16 protein-coding genes are annotated in these 18,030 nt (G+C 60.6%); all 16 read right to left on the bottom strand.

Annotated elements, in window-relative coordinates; genetic code table 11:
* Window positions 1-4: 4 nt before the first annotated feature.
* The 16 genes from I6E74_RS00110 to I6E74_RS00185 all read right to left on the bottom strand — a co-directional run bounded on the left by I6E74_RS00110 (window position 5) and on the right by I6E74_RS00185 (window position 17,866).
* Window positions 5-1,354 carry a sugar ABC transporter substrate-binding protein gene (locus I6E74_RS00110; protein WP_197121828.1) on the bottom strand — a complete coding sequence of 450 codons (1,350 nt, stop codon included), beginning with the start codon at window positions 1,352-1,354 and terminating at the stop codon, window positions 5-7.
* 97 nt (window positions 1,355-1,451) lie between these two features.
* Window positions 1,452-2,396 carry a carbohydrate ABC transporter permease gene (locus tag I6E74_RS00115; protein ID WP_197121830.1) on the bottom strand — a complete coding sequence of 315 codons (945 nt, stop codon included), beginning with the start codon at window positions 2,394-2,396 and terminating at the stop codon, window positions 1,452-1,454.
* A gap of 3 nt (window positions 2,397-2,399) precedes the next feature.
* Entirely contained in the window at window positions 2,400-3,287 is an 888-nt protein-coding gene (locus I6E74_RS00120; RefSeq protein WP_197121833.1) for a carbohydrate ABC transporter permease, read from the bottom strand.
* A gap of 145 nt (window positions 3,288-3,432) precedes the next feature.
* A complete protein-coding gene (locus I6E74_RS00125) occupies window positions 3,433-4,620 on the bottom strand; it encodes an ROK family transcriptional regulator (protein ID WP_197121835.1) in 1,188 nt (395 codons plus the stop codon).
* A 95-nt stretch (window positions 4,621-4,715) separates the two neighbouring features.
* Window positions 4,716-5,645: an ABC transporter substrate-binding protein gene (locus I6E74_RS00130; protein WP_197121837.1), complete on the bottom strand. Its 930-nt coding sequence runs from the start codon at window positions 5,643-5,645 to the stop codon at window positions 4,716-4,718.
* A complete protein-coding gene (locus I6E74_RS00135) occupies window positions 5,645-6,424 on the bottom strand; it encodes an ABC transporter permease (protein ID WP_197121839.1) in 780 nt (259 codons plus the stop codon). Before I6E74_RS00135 ends, I6E74_RS00130 begins: the two co-directional genes overlap by 1 nt.
* A 3-nt stretch (window positions 6,425-6,427) precedes the next feature.
* Complete coding sequence (locus I6E74_RS00140; RefSeq protein ID WP_197121841.1) at window positions 6,428-7,108, bottom strand: ABC transporter permease; 681 nt, start codon at window positions 7,106-7,108, stop codon at window positions 6,428-6,430.
* Between the two features lie 13 nt (window positions 7,109-7,121).
* A complete protein-coding gene (locus I6E74_RS00145) occupies window positions 7,122-7,943 on the bottom strand; it encodes an ABC transporter ATP-binding protein (RefSeq protein WP_197121843.1) in 822 nt (273 codons plus the stop codon).
* 97 nt (window positions 7,944-8,040) lie between these two features.
* On the bottom strand, window positions 8,041-9,399 hold the full coding sequence (locus I6E74_RS00150) for a DUF1501 domain-containing protein (protein ID WP_197121845.1): 1,359 nt from the start codon (window positions 9,397-9,399) through the stop codon (window positions 8,041-8,043).
* A 78-nt stretch (window positions 9,400-9,477) separates the two neighbouring features.
* Complete coding sequence (locus I6E74_RS00155; protein ID WP_197121847.1) at window positions 9,478-11,373, bottom strand: DUF1800 domain-containing protein; 1,896 nt, start codon at window positions 11,371-11,373, stop codon at window positions 9,478-9,480.
* Window positions 11,374-11,562: 189 nt separating this feature from the next.
* On the bottom strand, window positions 11,563-12,615 hold the full coding sequence (locus tag I6E74_RS14665; protein ID WP_197121850.1) for a hydroxyacid dehydrogenase: 1,053 nt from the start codon (window positions 12,613-12,615) through the stop codon (window positions 11,563-11,565).
* A 40-nt stretch (window positions 12,616-12,655) separates the two neighbouring features.
* Complete coding sequence (locus tag I6E74_RS00165; protein WP_231604436.1) at window positions 12,656-13,357, bottom strand: ThuA domain-containing protein; 702 nt, start codon at window positions 13,355-13,357, stop codon at window positions 12,656-12,658.
* A gap of 101 nt (window positions 13,358-13,458) precedes the next feature.
* On the bottom strand, window positions 13,459-14,493 hold the full coding sequence (locus I6E74_RS00170; protein WP_197121854.1) for a LacI family DNA-binding transcriptional regulator: 1,035 nt from the start codon (window positions 14,491-14,493) through the stop codon (window positions 13,459-13,461).
* 61 nt (window positions 14,494-14,554) lie between these two features.
* On the bottom strand, window positions 14,555-15,439 hold the full coding sequence (locus I6E74_RS00175) for a sugar phosphate isomerase/epimerase (protein ID WP_197121856.1): 885 nt from the start codon (window positions 15,437-15,439) through the stop codon (window positions 14,555-14,557).
* Window positions 15,436-16,653 carry a dihydrodipicolinate synthase family protein gene (locus I6E74_RS00180; protein ID WP_197121857.1) on the bottom strand — a complete coding sequence of 406 codons (1,218 nt, stop codon included), beginning with the start codon at window positions 16,651-16,653 and terminating at the stop codon, window positions 15,436-15,438. The genes I6E74_RS00175 and I6E74_RS00180 overlap by 4 nt, the downstream gene beginning before the upstream one ends.
* Before the next feature lie 19 nt (window positions 16,654-16,672).
* A complete protein-coding gene (locus I6E74_RS00185; RefSeq protein WP_197121860.1) occupies window positions 16,673-17,866 on the bottom strand; it encodes a Gfo/Idh/MocA family protein in 1,194 nt (397 codons plus the stop codon).
* Between the last annotated feature and the right edge of the window lie 164 nt (window positions 17,867-18,030).

The following is an 18,030-nucleotide window of genomic DNA, read 5'->3' on the forward strand; positions in this document are numbered from 1 at the left end:
GGTGCTACTTGAAGAGCGCGTTCACCTGGTCATTGACGGCAGTCAGCGACGAGACAGGCTCCTTGCCCGACATCACTGCTTCCATCGCCGGCGTCATCAGTGCGTTCACATCAGACTTGTGGTCGGTGATGGGGAACAGGAACGTCGTTCCCTCCTCCACCTGAACCGTGAAAGCACTCACGTCTACACCGTTGGCGGCGAAGGCCTCAACGGCGGCATCCGTCGCTTCGGGAATCGCGGGGAATACGACGGCAGCATCGGCTACTACCGACTGGCACTCGAGCGAGCCCATGTACTTAACCCACTCCCACGCTTCTTCAGGATGCTTCGTACCAGCCCAAATGTTGTCAGCTAGTCCGTTGAACATCGACGCACGCTCGCCCGTCGGACCGGTCGGTGTTGGCGCAACTGCTGGAGTGAAGGAGTCAGTTGTTGCACCGAACACGTAACCGGTCATCCATGAGCCATTGCTTGCCAACGCTACTGATCCAGCGGTCAGTTGATCAGACCAGGAAATACCGGTCTGAGCTGCGAGGGAAGGCATGTAGCCCTTTTCGATGAGCGAGTGCCACCACGTAATGGTGTCCTGAAATTCAGGAGCGTCGAAGTTGTATGAGCTGCCCCAGGGGCCATCGGTTGCTTCCCAACCGTTCGCTGCCGCGAGGTAGCTCCATTGTGTTTGACCATCGCCAAGGGCGCCGGCGTTGGAGGCTTCAAACCAAATGCCATAGGTCTTCACATTGTTCTTGTCGAAGCCAGCTTCATCACCGCGCACACCGTTTTTGTCAACGGTCAGGTGGGCGATGACGTCTTCGTAGGTTCCGCCGTCTTTCGGGTTCCAGTCAAGCGAGCCGAGCTGCTCTGCCGTGACTCCCGCGGCATCCGTCAGCTGCTGGTTGTAAAAGAGCGCGATCGTGTCGAAGTCCTTGGGTAGTCCGTACTGAACTCCCTCGGGGCTCTTCCACAGGTCGACGAGTCCGTCTTGGTAAATCGAGGTGTCGACGCCATCGGCTGCGATGTAGTCGTCGAGGGGAAGGATCTGATCGTTGAGCACGAACTCGGGGTAGTACGCCAAGTGGCTCGTGAAGACGTCGGCGCTGTTTCCAGAAACGAGACCGGTGTTGATTTTCTGCCAGTAATCTTCCCACCCAGACTGGTCGATCGAGATCGTGATGTCAGGGTTTGCCGCGTGGAAGTCATCAGCACACTGCTGGTACGCGGGCATTTGGTTGGCATCCCAGAGGCTGTACTTGATTTCTACAGGGCCATCTGCGTCAGTTGAACCAGCGGAACAACCGGCCAAGACAAGGGGCACCGCTGCAAGTACAGCGATTCCCGCTAGTGCTTTCGTCATTGCTTTCTCTTTCTCTTGGGGATCAACCGTTCAGCGACAATGCTGATCCGGTCGCATGATCGCTCAGTGCGGAGCGAAATAATGGTGGTGTCGTCGGCTACTTCACGCCCGACGATTGGATGGATCCGACGATCTGCTTACCGAAGATCAGGATCAGGGCGAAGATGGGGATCGCCGCGAGCAGAGCACCGGCCATGAGGCCCGCCCAGTCGGGGTTTCCCGCGGGAGTCTGCGAGCGGAAGATTCCGAGGCCGACCGTGATCAGCTTCGACTCCTCTGTGGTGCCAACCAGAAGCGGCCACAGGTAGTCGTTCCAGTAGAAGATGAACTGCAACAGCGCCAACGTAATGATCTGCGGCCAGACCAAGGGCACGGCGATACGGCTGAAGATGCGCCACTGGCTTGCACCGTCGATCACTGCCGCCTCAATGATGCTGAGGTTTACGCCAAAGAAGAATTGGCGAAGGAAGAAGATTGCGAACGGTGTCATGAACATCGCGGGCAGAGCGATGCCGATGATTGTGTTGAGCAACCCCAACTCTTTAATCAGCACGAAGTTGGGCAGGATCGTGAAGATGACGGGCACCATCAACGCAACCAAGAAGAGATTGAAGACCGCATCGCGCCCCTTCCACTTGAGCAGTGCGAAGGCGTAGGCCGCCATGGCGCTAAACGCGATCTGGAACACCGTGATGAGAGTGGCCGTGATGATCGAGTTCAGCATGTAGAGACCGAAATTGATCGATGCTCCCGAACCTCCCTCGGCAATCGCTTCCTCGGGGGTTGCTAGACCGAGAACTCGCTCGATCGGGCCCAGGGTGAAGTCGACCGGCAGCAGCGAGAGCGGTTCACCGAACATCGCCCGGTTGTCGCTGAAGGCCGTACGCACCATCCAGTAGATCGGGAACAACGTAATGATTACGACAATCGCGAGAGCCAACCGGCCGAAGAACTTAGACACCGGTGATTTAGCCATTGCGGGATCTTCGGCGCTGCTCGCCCGAACTTTCTTTACCCGCTTAGTACGTGTGCTGGTGGACATGATCTACCTCTCCATGTCTGACTCGTTGGCCCGCAGTAGGCGGTTTTGAATGAGCGCGATGGTGGCGAGCAGAATCATCAGAATGACCGCGAGTGCCGAGGCGTAGCCGAAGTCGAACCTTTCAAATGCTCGCTCGAAGATGTAGAAGTTGATCGCTCGGGTTGCGTCGACCGGGCCACCGCCAGTGGTGACGGCGATGGTGTCGAAGATCTGGAACGAACCGACAACAGTGACGACCAAGACGAAAGCGAGGATCGGACGAAGCAGGGGAAGAGTGACGCTTCGGAACACTCGGAACTCGCCAGCGCCATCCACTTCTGCTGCTTCGTAGACATCACGGGGAATGGCTTGTAAGCCGGCGAAGAGCAGCAGCGCGGTGTACCCGACGTGGCGCCAGACGTTGACGAACGCGATCGTGGGCATTGCCCAGGCCTCACTGCCGAAGAAGCCAATCTTGTTAAGACCGATTCCTTCGATCACAGCGTTGATAAGACCGAGGCTGTAGTCGGCGAGCCAGAACCAGACCAGCGCGACGATGACGTTAGCGATCAAGTACGGCAATACGACGACACCCCGGATGATCATCGACCGGGTGAAGCGGTGCATCAGCACGGCTAACGCCAAGGCAATGACTGTCTGGAGCCCGACGTTGATGAAGACGTACTGGAATGTCACAGCCATCGAACGCCAGAAGACGGCATCGTTGAAAATGTCGATGTAGTTCTGAAAACCGATGAAGGTGGGGTCTCTCAGCAGGTTGTAATCCGTGAAGCTGAGGTAGAGACCACGGATGGTCGGCCACAGAAAGAAAGCTAAGAATCCGATGCTGGCAGGAATGAGAAACAGCATCGCCGGAACGATCTGATTATCCCTACTGACCTTTGCTGCCATGAGCGGAATCCCACCTAACGTCGTCGTTGCCTGAATTATTCCACTACGGAAGTAATAGAGTCAAGGGGCAAAGTGAAAGTTTTTCGGCGCAACAAAACGGTCGGGCGCGAGCCTCTTGGCGCGCACCGCACGCGGCGTGCGAAACCTACAGGGCTGAGATCGAACGGTCGAACGACGTTTGAATCGCGACCGCTGCCGCACCTTTGGCCCAGATTCCGAACCCTGTTTCGTCGACAACGAGCGAGATCGGGTCTGCATCAGGGTCACGCTCTTCCTGCACGACTCGCAACACTTCGTCGCGGGCGACATCCAAAATGCCCGTGCCCTCCCCTGCCAACAACACCTCATGAACCATCGCGAGATTGGCTGCGAGCGCGATGAAACGGCCAAGCGCTCGCGCTGCCCGATCCACGACAGCGCGCAAAGCGGGGTCGCCCGCCGCTGCCCGTTTCAGAATTTCTTCGTAGCTCAGTTCTGCACCGGTCGCCTCCTGCGCCTGCGCTCGGATGCTGTCTACCGTCAGCATCGCAGTGGCACACCCCTCGTGCCCGCGGAAGCAGCGGGGCCCTCCCGGCTCGAGTGGCAAGTGACCACCCAGTTCGATTCCGGTCTCGGCTGTGCGGATCACCGTATCGTCCCAGACGAGACCATAACCGACGCCCGCGCCGATCGTGATCACTGCAAAGTCCCGCATGCTTCGACCGAGCCCAAACCAGTGTTCGCCCTCCATGAGCGCAATGAGGTCGTTCTCGACCGTAACCGGAACCCCGAGGCGCGCTTCAAGCGCTCCCCCGAGATCGACCGACTTCCACTCCAGAAAGCGCACGCTATCAACGACACGGTTGTCTATAACCCGGCCGCCGACGGTAACGCCGACGCCGGCGATGGCATTCTGACCGTCGTCGTTAAGCTGAGCGAATAGGGCGACGATAGCGTCGATCACGTCGGCGACATCATGGCTAGCCAGCGCACGATCGGCGCGAGCGAACGCTCGGGCACGCTGATCTGACACGACGCCGAAGGCGGTCTCGCTCGTCAGCTTGACGCCCAAGAAGCGACGCGGGTTCGGCGGAATGTCGAGAGGTTTGATCGGCCTACCCACAGTGCCGCTCAACGTCTCCCCGGCTTCGACAATGAGTCCACTGTCGAGCAGAGGCTTGGATAGCCGCGTCAAGGTCGGCGGCGTTAGCTGCAGTCGCTTCAGCAGCTCACCGCGTTGGATGGGGCCGTGGATCAGGATGGCACGGGCGAGAGCCGTGGTCGGCGAGAGCACATCGACTCGACGCGATTCCGCACCGTTTTCTACTGAACTCATCGACTTGGCCTCAGACATGACACTGAGGCTACCGCAGCGTGAGCCCGCAACGTGCGGGGCATCAGCACAGAGAAAGGCGCCCCGCGCTAGTGCACGGGGCGCCTCACCAGCAGTTAGCCCAGCAGACCTTTATCGGTCAACCAGTCCATGGCGGCCGTTGCGGCCTGTGCCTTTTCAGCTCCTTCGACACGATCGCGCAGGGCAATCAGGTCCTCGGTCGTGAGCGCGGCCGAAATTCGGTTGAGCACGTCGGCGAGTTCATCGCTGTAAATGTTCGAGTTGAGTAGCGGCACGATGTTTTGTGCGGCGATCAGGTTCTCGGGGTCATCCAGAACAACAAGGTTCTTCGCAACGAGGTCAGGCGAGGTCGTGAAGATGTCAGCAACCTGCACAGCATCGTCGACGAGAGCCTTCACAGTGTCGGGTCCACCGAAGTCTTCGATGGGAACGAACGTGATGCTTTCGAGGCCGTAGAACTCTTCGAGTCCGGGGATGCCGTAGGGAAGTTCCGCGATCTGCGGGCTAGCACCGAGGCTAAACGGTTCGATCTTCTTCAGGTCTCCGATGGAAACCAGGCCCTCGGCATCAGCGAGTTCCTGAGTGACGACGTAGGCGTCCTTGTCTTCAGCGGGCGAGGAGTCGAGCACGCGGAAACCGTCGGGAACCGTGGTTTCCAAGGCACTGTCGACGTCGGCGGTGGTGCGAGCCTCGTTTTCGGTGTCATAGAAGAACAGCAGGTTGCCGTTGTACTCGGGCATCAAGCTGATCGAGCCATCCTCGAGCGCAGGAATGGTGGTTTGGCGTGGGCCGAGGTTGAACTTGGTCTCGACCTCAAAGCCCGCGTCTTCGAGCGCGAGAGCATAAATGTTGCCGAGGATTTCGCTCTCGGGGTAAGCAAATGAGCCGACGACGATCGCTGACGCATCCGTGGAGTCACCTGCGGAACTGTCGGTGGGGTCAGACGTTGCGCACCCGGTCAAGGCGACCACTGCTCCGGTTGCGACGGCCGCGATAGCGATCCGTGACCTCTTCATTGTGAACATCAGTTCTCCCCTTCGTGGGCGGTTGTTCCCGCCACCGCAGCGGACCCGAATGACCGGCTGCGGACGTGTGTGTTCCGGCGTGGGGCGCCGGGAGAGCTTCGGCGCTTGGTGAGCTGCTGCGCGATGGCAAAGAGGCCATCAACAACCAGCGCGAGCACCGTGACGAGAATGGCCCCGCCCAAAATGCGGTTGTTGTCATTGAGGCCGATGCCGCTCGAGATGATGGTTCCGATGCCGCCGAGCGAGATATACGACGCGATCACGGCGGTAGCAATAACTTGGAGGGCGGATGCGCGAATTCCGCCGATAATCAGCGGCAGCGAGAGCGGGATCTCGATCTGCGTCACGATCTGCAGCTCGGTCATTCCCATCGCGCGCCCGGCGTCGACCGTATTCCGATCCACCGACTCGATCCCGGCATACGCCCCAGCCAGAATCGACGGAATAGCGAGAACGACGAGCGCGATGATGGAGGCGATGAACGCCGCGCGAGTAAACGGCACGGTTGCCCCGACAATGACGAAGAGCGCCATCAGTAGACCCAGAGTGGGCAGCGCCCTCATTGCGCCCGTGAAGCCGATGACGAACTGGCGCCCGCGCCCGGTATGGCCGATGTAAAAGCCCAGCGGGAGTGCGATCACCGCAGCAATGGCGACTGCCACCACGGTGTAGAGAAGGTGCTCTCCAATGCGCTCTTGGATCGGCAAAGGATTCCGCGCGCCGGCAGCGTAATTAGCGGGGTCGGTGAGCCAACGAACGGCATCGAGGAAGAACTGCATGGGCTAGACCGTCCTCTCGCGCAGAGGAAGGCGCGCCCGGGTGGACTGGCCGCCGCGACGCATCCAGGGCATGAGGAGGCGCCCAAGTAAGACAAGCAGCACGTCGAACACCAGAGCAATGAGCAGACTCGCGCCGATTCCGATCAGGATTTCCTCGAGGAAGTCCCGCTGTTTTCCATTCGTGAACAGGTATCCCAGATTGGCCGACCCGATGATCGCTCCGACCGAGACCAGCGCAATAGTGCTCGCCGAAACTACGCGCAGGCCGGCGAGCAGCACCGGCCCCGCTAGCGGAAACTCGACAAGCCAGAATCGACTCCACGCGGAATACCCCATGGCCGTCGCCGCTTCCACAGCCGCTCCGGGCACCGCCGCGAGCGCGTCGGCCGCAGTACGCACCATCATGGCGACCGCATAGATAGTGAGCGCCACAACAATGTTTCGGTCATCCGTAATCTTCGTGCCGAGCAGGTACGGCAGCATCACAAAGAGTGGCAGCGACGGGATCGTGTACAGCAAGCTTCCGCCAGCAACCACCACTGATCGCATGGCCGACCAGCGATTGGCCAACCATCCCAGCGGAACGGCGATGGCGAATCCCAGCACAATGGGCAGAATGCTGAGCGCTACGTGGTTGAGCGTGAGTTCTGCCACCAACTCAAAGTTCTCGAACAGCCAACTCATACGAAAGCCTGCATCAGTCGGCCTCGAGGATGCCGGCGGGGCGCCCATCAGCATCGACGACCAACGTCGCATTGTCACCGTCACGATGCTGCAAGCGAAGCGTGCGCTTTCCCTTGTCGGCGCCGATGAAAGTCGACACAAAATCGCTGGCTGGGTTTGCGAGAATTTCGGCCGGCGTGCCGACTTGTGCAATGACGCCGCCATCGCTGAGGATCACCACTTGATCCGCGATAGCGAATGCTTCGTCAATATCGTGGGTGACGAACACCGTGGTCTTGCCCAGTTCGCGCTGCAAACGGTTCAGTTCGAGTTGAAGCTCTGCTCGCACTATCGGATCAACGGCGCCGAACGGCTCGTCCATCAGAAGAATGTCGGGGTTGTTGGCGAGCGCTCGCGCCACGCCCACGCGCTGTTGCTGGCCTCCCGAGAGCTGATCGGGGTACCGGTCTGCCAACGCGCGATCAAGCCCGACGGTGTCGAGCAGTTGCAATGCGCCCTGGCGAGCATCTTTTTTGGAAACACCAGTGAGTCGTGGAACCGAAGCAACGTTGTCAACCACGCGGCGGTGCGGAAGAAGGCCTATCGCCTGCAGCACATAGCCAATTCGACGACGCAGTGTGACGGGGTTGAAGGTGGCCACATCCTCGCCGTCGATCAGCACCTCGCCTGACGTCGGGTCGATCATGCGATTGATCATGCGGAGCAAGGTTGTTTTGCCTGAGCCAGACGAACCCACGAACACGGTTGCCTTGTGCGATGGCAGCACAAGAGAGAAGTTTTCGACCGCGAGGGTACCGTCGGGGAAGCGTTTCGTGACGTTTCTGAATTCGATCATGACCCGCAGCTCATCCCCCGTCAGCGTGACGATCGACGGGTGTCGGGCTCGCCACAGCCTCTAGTCTATTCGCTGCGGGCTGTGTCGCCCCGGGCAGCTACGCCATCACGCCAATCGGCGACACCTTCCAGTCGGGGAAGATGATGCTGGCGTCGGCCGCGCTGAGATCGAGGCGGTTCATGACGACCTCGCCAAGAAGATCGCGGAAGTCGTTGCTGCCGGGAACGTCGCCGTGATCGAGCACATCAGCCCCGAGGCCCTCCCACTTGCCGTGCACGCCGCCCTTGACTCCGCCACCGAGCACCATGGCGAGGCCGCCGTGACCGTGGTCAACACCTGAGCTGTCGTTCTGACCTACGCGACGACCAAACTCACTCATGAGCACCACAGTGGTGGTGTCAGCCTTCGGGCCAAGGTCAGCGAAGAATGCCGCGAGACCGTTGCCCACAGCGCTGAGCATGTCGTGCATGTCGCCCTTGTCTGGTGTGCCGATGTCGGTGTGCATGTCCCAGCCACCGAGATCCAACGTGCCAACCCGAAGGCCCACATTCGCCCGGATGAGGCTGGCCAACGTCGCGAGGTCGCTAGAGAAGTTGTCGTCCCCGTAGCCACGCGCTTTCGCGTCTCCAGCGGAAGCCGCAATTTCGGAGGCTTCGCTGGAGGCGCTCAAAGCGAGGTTGGCTTGCTGCGCGATCGGGTGATCTAGCCCGGTGTAGAGACTTGCAAGGGCCGTGCGAGTGGGCTCAAGGAGCGAGTCATCCACGTCAATCGCCATGCGCTCGAGGTCAGGAACAACGAGCGCATTCGAACCACCCACGAGAGAGCGAGCAAGACGATCGCTTGCCCCCACCCCGCGCCAAGTCGTTCCTGGACCGCTCTGCTCAAGAGCGCGGTTGAGCCACCCCGTTTGCGAAGCGCTGCCAGCGGAGCCACCGCGTTCGAGGCAATCCTGCGCTTGGAAGTGGCTTCGCGAAAGGTCGGGCGTGCCGATAGCTGGCACAGCAGCGATCTTGCCCTGAGCCATCATCGGCTTCAAGGCAGACAGCGCCGGGTGCAACCCGAAACCGCGTTCGAAGGCAATGAGACCCGAGTTCTCTTTGACCGCGATGCCGGGGCGTGCCTTCAAGAGGTCAGCGTCGGTAGCCGGAACCAGCACGGAGAGACCGTCCATTCCGCCGCGGAGGAAGACCACGATAAGCGCACCCGTGTCAGGCGAGCCGGGGGCCGCGTACGACGCCTGCGTGGTCACGATCTGGGAGCCGATAGCGGCGACTCCGGCCATGAGCCCGCCCTGCAGCATCCGTCGGCGGGTAAAGCCTTTCGACCAGAGCTCGCGTCGTGCCGTCTCCTCGGCCACCACAATCTCGCTATGGGCTCGCACTGCGGAATCTAAATCAGTCGGACCCAACTGTCGCCAGTCTGGGCAGTCAGGGTGAAGGAAACGGGTCTCGGTCATTAGAGGGTTCTTTCTCGAGTCGGGTTCGAGCTACAGGGGAGGGTGAGTCTGGTCAGCGCAGTCGATTAGCGCAGTCGATTAGCGCAGTTGGAAATAGGGCGAGTCGAGCACGAGGGCCGCGAGAGCGGGGACCTGCCACGCATCGCCCGCTTCGGCTTCAGTAGAACCGTCAGCATCGAGATACGACAGCAGCACAGCGCGATGGGTATCACTGAGCGGACGGCCGATCATGCGCTGAGCGATGCTGTCGATCCATTGGGCGTTCGTCTGGCCCGTGCTCGGCACGAGTTCTTCGCTGAGCTTGGCGGGTGGGGTGAGTCCCTTCATCCAGCCACCGGTCAAGCTCCGGTGCAGGTTCCAGCGCGACACCGTCTGGCTGGCAGAAAGCCAAGCTCCGGTGACGTCGGGGAAACCATTGGGCGGGGTCCACGTGAGAGGCGCGTGCCCAAGATTCTGAAGAACCCAGTAGAGATTTTTGGCACCATCAGCAAGCTTGTCGCTGGGCTGAGCGCCAACCGCACGGGCCGCCCCCACCGCGTCTTCGAGCGGCCGGCGCGCTTTCTCTCCGATTGCCGACCAGAACTCATCGCTGGCAAAAAGCTGCTTGAGCACGGGAAGGATCGCGGTGTCGTTGTCGAGATAGGTCTGAGCCAAGCGATCGAGCAAAGCCTGGGGCGGCGAATCCGAAACGAATCGAACTGCAAGCTTTCGGACGACCGTCGCTGCAGTTGCGGGGTGATGCGCCAGCACGCTCACGTAGCGGTCGCCCATTTCGAGCCCGCCCTCAGCGGTCGTGTTTTCGTCGGTAAAGAACGACGTGGCGACGGGGCCGACGTAATGGCGATCCGCGCGATAGCGGAATTCGCCGGTCTCATAGTCAATCCCGCGGCCCGAGAGGATCATGGCGCTATTGCGCACATCATCTTCGGTGTAGCCCGACGCGACTCCCAGCGTGTGGAGCTCAAGCAACTCACGACCGAGGTTCTCGTTGACATTCCCCTTGTTTGACTGCTCGTTGTTGAGGTAGGTCAACATGGCGGGGTGTCGCATCGCCGCATGCAGCATGGCGGAATACGTGCCGAGAGCGTTCGCCCGAATAACCGAGTTCGCATAGTCGGGCCCCGTGGCCCACACGCTGTCTGATGGCGTAGTCACATTCAGCAAGTTCGAGAACACATCGACAACGACTTCAAACAGCTGGCGCTTGCTGAAGACCTGTGCCGCCAAGGTTCCTTGGCCGGTCTGGCGTGCAGCATCCCAGCTGTATTGCTTGATAGAGGAGCGCACTTTGGCAGTAGACGACTTCGCGAGAGGGAAGGCAGCCCACGCTGCATCGCCATCCGGGTCTGCGATGGATGCCGGAGCAAGTTGTGCGCCCAACCACTTGTCGATTCCCATCGACGAGAGGTCAACGAAGTCGCTGCTGCGCGGGCCAAAAGTTGCGCGCGCCAGCAAGTGAGAGTGGGTTTCGTCGTTGTCGGCGACGCCGGTGGAGATAACCTCGGGAGCGGTCGACCCCTTTTGCGGTGTTGGCTTGGTCGCGGGCTTCGCCGCTGATGGCGTGTCAGCACGGGGCGTCGTGCCGGTTCCTGCGCCCGGATTCGCGTAACTCTGGTCGCGGTCGGCGGGCGGGTTTGCCGTTGCCGGTGAACGCGGGTCTTGAGTCGCGGGTGGGTTCGTGCCCCCGGTCGGGTTCTTCGTGGCCGGCGGGTTCGTGGACGTCGCGCTCGGTGTCGGAGTGGTCGGCACCGGAGTGTTGCGCGGCGCAGACCCGGTAGACGGAGGAGCCGCGGGAGGGCTCGCGCCATCCGGAAGCAGAGAGAGGGTGCTCGCCGGACCAAAAGCGGCACTGCTCGCGGCGGCCGCACCGACGGCGGCAAGCGCTGCGATGCCACTCGTGATAATCATGCGACGAGCGAGTAGAGCCTCGCCGTCACCTCGCGGACGTACGTCGGGATCTACAGGAGGATTCACGCCAAAGTCCTTCGTCGGGCTCACGTACGCGGGTGCCGACTAGGTTTCGACAGCCCTACACGCACTACTGAATAACGATTCAGCATCGACCCTATGGCGAGTGGCACTCGCTGTCTACCCCCATCAGGGGGACACGCGGGTGAATGGCGAAATTTGCGCGATACGGTGCTGTATCAGGCCTCGGTTTCACTAAGGCTGCGTTTCAACCTGCGCAACAAACGCCTCTCCTCGCAACGCACGCGCCACCTCTTCTGCAACGTGCTGTCCGATACGCCGAAGCTCCGTGCCCATCGAGCCGGCCACATGGGGAGTGATCATGACGTTCGAGCAATCCCACAGTGGCGAATCGCTCGGCAAGGGTTCGAATGGGTCAGTCACGTCGAGAATGGCGTCAATTCGGCCTGTAAGCAGTTCCTTCTCGAGGGCCGGAAAGTCGATAACCGCACCCCGCGCTGTGTTCAGCAGAGTCGCGTTAGGTCGCATTGCGGACAACTCGGCCTGCCCGATCATCCCCCTTGTCTCAGAGTTCAATGGAACGTGCAACGAGACCACATCACTCGACGACATGACGTCATTCAGCGATACCAGCTCGACCCCTAGTTCACGGGCTTCCCGCTCCGAAAGATAGGGGTCGTGCATGAGAATTCGCAGATCGAAAGGGCGAAGGAGCTCAATCAGCAGTCGCCCAACCTTCGAGGCACCAACCAAGCCCACTGTCTGGCCGTAATTTCCAGCAAGGGGAAACGATACTTCTCGGTTGATCTGCGAGCGCCGCTCTCGATAGAGTTTCTGCGATCGAAACACCTGCTTGCAGGACAGCAGAATCATTGCAAGAGAGTACTCCGCCACAGGAATCGAATTCGCATCACCCGCGCTCGAGAGCAAGAGCCTCTCGCGCATGTTCGGTGTCATGAGCGATGCCGTCGCCCCGCCGGCATGAACCACCGCGGTCAGTTGCGAAAGCTGGTCGCCAACCTCATCGGTCAGCTTCGGAGCGCCCCATCCCGTGATGAGAACATCCACGTCTGCTAGCCGCTCAAGCGCGGCATCGTCCCACGCTGTCACGATCGGCAAATTTGCGTCGCCAGGAACGGCATCGAGGAGCTCGTAGTTCTCCCCAAAGATCCGCTTCGCGAGGAGTTCAGACGCGATAGCTATTCCATAGCTCTTGCCCTCGATCTTTGCGGTACGCCCTTGCTGCGACGTAACACCGAGAGCGAGTTCTTGCTCGATTGCGCCCACGTGTGCCCCTTTCAGTTGTGTTGCTGTGATGAGTTTCGGTTCAGGAGTCGATTCGGCTGGCCCAGCGCGCCGCCCGACGGACTAAATGCTGCACGGCGGTCGATTCGTAGGCGCGCACGTCATGCCCGAAGGCAGAAACCACCGCCCGGCCAGTCGTCTCCCGTGCCCACAGAAGTGGATGAACCACTCCGTCAAGCGAATGGTCTACGAGAACACACACATTGTCATCAACTTCGAGGTCGGTGTACAGCTCATCGACCAGAGTGAAATCCGTCGTGCCTCGACTAATCGGGTGAGAGCTTTCCCGCACGTGAACGGATGACAACGCGAGCGGTGGATGCCACGACGTGCCCACTCGCCACACGCCTCCAATCGATGCACGCCATCGCGGATAGTCGCGAAGCGATGCCACCGCGGTGTGGGTTGCCAAGATTCCCATCCCTCGATCGATGGCACGGGCAAGGCTAGCGGTGGCGGCAGCGACCAGGGCTGCTGTGGGCTGTTGGATGCTGTCTGGTATGTTCCGCGAAGGGTCACCGGCGTTGACCACTAAAAGCTGTACGTCGTCCAATCTCGTGAGCGCGTGATCGACATCCGAGTCGATGATCACCCGCCATCCATCCGCCTCGAGCAGCATCGCTAGTGCTGCGGAGGTCTCGTCGAAAGGGTGCCAGGGGTCGCCGTAGCGCCCACCGCCGCTGGCGATGAGGGCGAGAGGAGCACGTTCTCTTTCGGCAGTCATTGCCCCCATTGTGTCAGGGATAGCGCTTTCCCGTCTAGTGTCCACGTGCAGTTCAGAGCGCTGCACGGAGAGGCGATGCTCGAATCGCACCCCCGCGGCGTTCAACGCTCCGGAGTGCTCCCGCGAATGATGACCTCTAGCGGCTTTGGCTCAGCTGCCGCATCCCACTCATCATCAATCACCGCGCACAATAGGCGGTAGCCGAGCTCGTCAAGAGGAACTCTCACCGTGGTTAGGCCCGGTCGAACGTCTCGGCCCGTGGCGATATCGTCAAAACCAGCCACAGCAATGTCCTCGCCAACACCTCGCCCGGCATCTCGAAGTGCCGACATTATGCCGATGGCAACGACGTCGCTGATCGCGAAAATAAGCGTGCCCGCTGGCAGGTCTCCTAGAAGCAGCTGTGAGACCGAGTCGTATCCGGACTCCCTCGTAAACTCGCCCCTGATTACCTGATGGATGTTCCCGCCGCCGTCATCCACGAAGCCCTCGTTGAATCCGCTGATTCGGTCGTCAGAGGTGCGGATTCCTTGTGCAGCACCGATCACGATCGCATCGCGATATCCTCGCGCGGCCAGAGCCGATCCAAGCTCTCGAGCTCCGGCACGGTTATCGAACAGCACTGCTCGGTGGTCGCCAGATGCACTGCCGAGCGTCACAACGCGCGCGCCTCCAGCGGCGAATGACTCCAGCTCTGAGTGCAAGCCTGCGGCTTCGTTTGTTTCGGTGCGCGATGCCGCCAAGATGAGACCTCGCGGCCGCTGACCGCGTAGCGCCCGAATGAGACGCACTTCACGCTGCGGATCACGCTCGGTAATTGCAATTGTCACGACAAGCCCCGCTTCGTCCGCCCCGCGGGCGACCCCCGCAGCAATCTGGCCGAAGTAGGGATCCGCAATGTCTGCCACGAGCAGCGCAACTATCGCCGCCGTGCCCCGTGCTGTTGCTTGGGCGGAGAGGTTGGCCGTGTACCCAAGCTTTTCTGCCGCAGCATGCACACGCTCTCGATAGCTCTCCGCGACCACTCGCTGAGAACCATTCAGAACCCGGGATGCTGTGGCCAACGAGACGCCGGATTCACGCGCAACATCATGCAGGGTCGCTGCTGCGCGGGACGAGGTCGGGGAATCGCTCACATGCCCGAGTCTAGAGGGCGCCGCCACGACATCCGAGGAGGTCCTGCCTCATGAGCCAGACTCACGACGACGAGGTAGCTGCCGCCAAATGGGGCGAAACAACCGAGGCGAAGGCTCTTGCTGTGCGATCTACCGCCACTGCTGAATCAGTAGCCCAAATCTCTTCGTTGAAGATCTCGACTTCAATATCTCGGTCGTATCCAGCGTCGACGACGGCACGAGTAAGGGACCCAAAGTCAATTACTCCGTCGCCAGGGTAGTGCCGGCTCAGCAAAACATTTGACGGAAGCGGCGTCTTCCAATCGCACACCTGATAAGTCGCGATTCTCCCCTCATTGCCCGCACGCGCGATAGACGCTAAGACATCGGGATCCCAAAAAATATGGAATGTATCAACCGCCGCCCCCACTACCGCTGAATCGAAATCGGCAGCAATATCTAGGGCTTGGGCGAGCGTCGAGACCACACATCGATCGCTGGCAAACATCGGGTGAAGCGGCTCGATGGCCAACGTCACGCCCGCCGCAGCCGCGTGCGGCGCAAGCTCTCCGATCGCGTCCCGCACCAGTTCCCGCGCGCCAACGAGGTCGCGCGAGCCCTCGGGCAGACCGCCGGATACGAGAACCAAGATCGCGGTGGAACCAGCAGCCCCCGCTGCTGCGAGTGTTGCCGCTTCCTCGATAGCGACCCTGTTGTCGTCGATTGACGCGCGGCGTTCTTTACCCTCCGGCATAGTAAAGAAGCCCGATCGACAGTGAGTGGTGAAGCGGAGGCCGGATCCATTCAGCATAGATGCCGCGACAGAGAGCCCCACCTCGTGGACAGGTTCGCGCCATAGCCCGATCGCTTGAACGCCTGCCTCGGAGGTAACGCGCAGAGCCGTCGCCAGATCCGCGTGCTTGATCGTCGCCTGATTGATCGACAGGCGCGGGTCGATGGTGATCATGATTTCGCTCCCGGTGCGTCGATTCCGTTGTGCCGGAGCATCCCGTGCCAGCGGACGCTCGCGAGTTCTGGCTGCTCCAAGGAGTGAGACGCATTGGCAAGTTCGATAATCCGCGAGAGGTGCGGAAGGCTTCGAGCCGAATGCAAACCGCCAACCATCTGAAAAGCGGGCTGATGCCCATTCAGCCATGACATGAACGCGACACCGGTCTTGTAGTAGAACGTGGGCACCGCAAAGATGTGTCGGCTGAGAGCTTCCGTCGGCTCGAGAATTGCGCGGTACCGAGCGGCGTCCCCCGCATCGAGCGCTTGAATGGCCGCTGATGCCGATGTCGTGAGTGCCGCGAACGCCCCCAAGAGCGCGTCGGAGTGTTGGCGATCGCTCAAAGGGTCGCGCGCTGGCTGCTCCGCGTTTGGAACATCCGCGCCACCAATCAGTCCGACATAGTTGAAATCGTCACCGGTGAACATGCGCACGCTGGCTGGCAGGCGTTCGCGCACCGAAACTTCAGACGCAGCATCGAGCAGGCTCATCTTGATGCCCGAGACCTTCTCGACATTCTCGTGAATGATTTCGAGCACGACGGTGGCGGCTACGCGCCAGTCGGTTGACCCGAAATACCCTTCGAGGGCCGGGTCAAAAGCGGTACCCAACCAGTGCAGCACGACCGGTCCCGACGCCGACGACAACACTTCGCGGTAGACGCGCCTGTAGTCGTCAGCGGATTCGGCGGCGCGGGCCAAGTGTCGCGACGCCATGAGCACGGGGCCGGCACCCTGTTCCTCGGTGAAGTGAAGCTGAGTTTTGTAGGCGTCAATCACTTCGTCGAGGGTGATGTGTTCATCATCGACATGATCGGTGTTGACGCCGACGACGACCGAGCCGCCCTCCTCACGAGCCACTTCAGCCGAACGCGAGATGAGTTCGCGGGTCGCCGCGGCATCCAATCCCATGTTTCGCTGCGCGGTGTCCATCGCATCGGCAACACCGAGGCCCCACGAGTAAGCGTGACGCCGGAACGCGAGAGTCGCATCCCAGTCGACGCTCGCAGGCTGCCCTGGCGTATTGTCTGCCGTGACTGTGGGCACCACATGGGCAGCGGCGTACGCAACGCGGCTGCGCAGCGCGGCTTCCGGTTTCGTGTAGTTCGCCGCTTCGGCAAGTTCTACCGAAGAGATTTCGCCGGCGGAGGAAAGGAGGGTGAGGCTCGTCATCGGTAGGTTCTCCCGAAAATCAGTCGAGCGTGAGCGCGGACAGTTGGATTTTGCGGCCTTCACGGCTCGACTGAAGTCCAGCCTCAGCGAGCAAGACGCCGCGAGCTCCAGCAAGCAGATCAAACTCGTAGTCGGTGCCCTCAACGTGCGACGTCAAGAATTCCTCCCACTGCTGACGGAAGCCATTCTGGAAGACGTCATTCGTCGGGATCTCTGCCCAATCGCCGTCGTAATCGTGGTCGTCAGCGAGGTCGGGATTCCACACTGGCTTGGGTGTGGCGTTTCGGTGCTGAATCTTTGCACCGAATAGGCCAACCACGGCAGATCCGAGCGTGCCGTCAACGTGAAATTCGACGAGTTCATCGCGATTGACACGAACGGTCCAGGAGGAATTGATCTGAGCGACCACTCCGCCGTCTAGTTCGAAAATTCCATACGCGGCATCCTCTGCTGTGGCCGTATACGGCTCGTCATTTTCATCCCAGCGAGTCGGAACATGAGTGGATGCCTGCGCATAGACCGTCTCTACCGCACCGAACAGATTCTCAAGCACGTAGTTCCAGTGAGGGAACATGTCGACGATGATGCCGCCGCCGTCTTCGCTGCGGTAGTTCCAGCTGGGACGCTGAGCTGGCTGCCAGTCCCCCTCAAACACCCAGTAGCCGAATTCTCCCCGCACGGAGAGGATCTCGCCGAAGAACCCGGAGTCGATAAGGCGCTTGAGTTTCTGCAATCCCGGAAGGTATAGCTTGTCGTGCACGACCCCGGTCTTGACCCCAGCATCACGGGCGAGGCGTGCCAGTTCGAGCGACTCGTCGACCGATTCAGCGGTGGGCTTCTCCGTGTAAATCGCCTTACCGGCAGCGATAGCTTTGCGCAGAGCGGAAGCACGGACCTTGGTGACGAGGAAGTCAGCGTAAATTTCCCATTGCGGATCGGCGAGGGCAGCGTCGAGATCGGTCGTGTAGTCCGCAATTCCGTGCTTGGCAGCGAGCTCGGCGAGTTTCGCTTCGTTTCGACCAACGAGGATCGGCTTCACGGTGACCTTCGAACCGTCGGGCATCAGGATGCCACCGTTGTCGCGGATCGCCAGAATGGAGCGAACGAGATGCTGGCGGTATCCCATGCGGCCCGAGACACCATTCATAATGATGCCGATTTCACGCACGGGCGCGAGAGAAGGGGTCGCTGTGGCAACAGTGGTGTCAGTCATGCCGGTCCTGCTTTCTGTTCGATCCGGCCTCGTCGTCGCGGCCTTCGGTAAACGCTTTCCGACAGTAAAGCACGGACCACAAAGATCGTGCAAGCACAGCACACTCATAGCGAGCAGAAGCGATCCCCCGCGAAGAGAGCTCTCTGCCTTTCGGCGCCGAAGAA

Origin of the sequence: Salinibacterium sp. SWN139 (genome assembly GCF_015864625.1) — a bacterium.
In the GTDB taxonomy this organism is placed as follows: Bacteria; Actinomycetota; Actinomycetes; order Actinomycetales; family Microbacteriaceae; genus Rhodoglobus.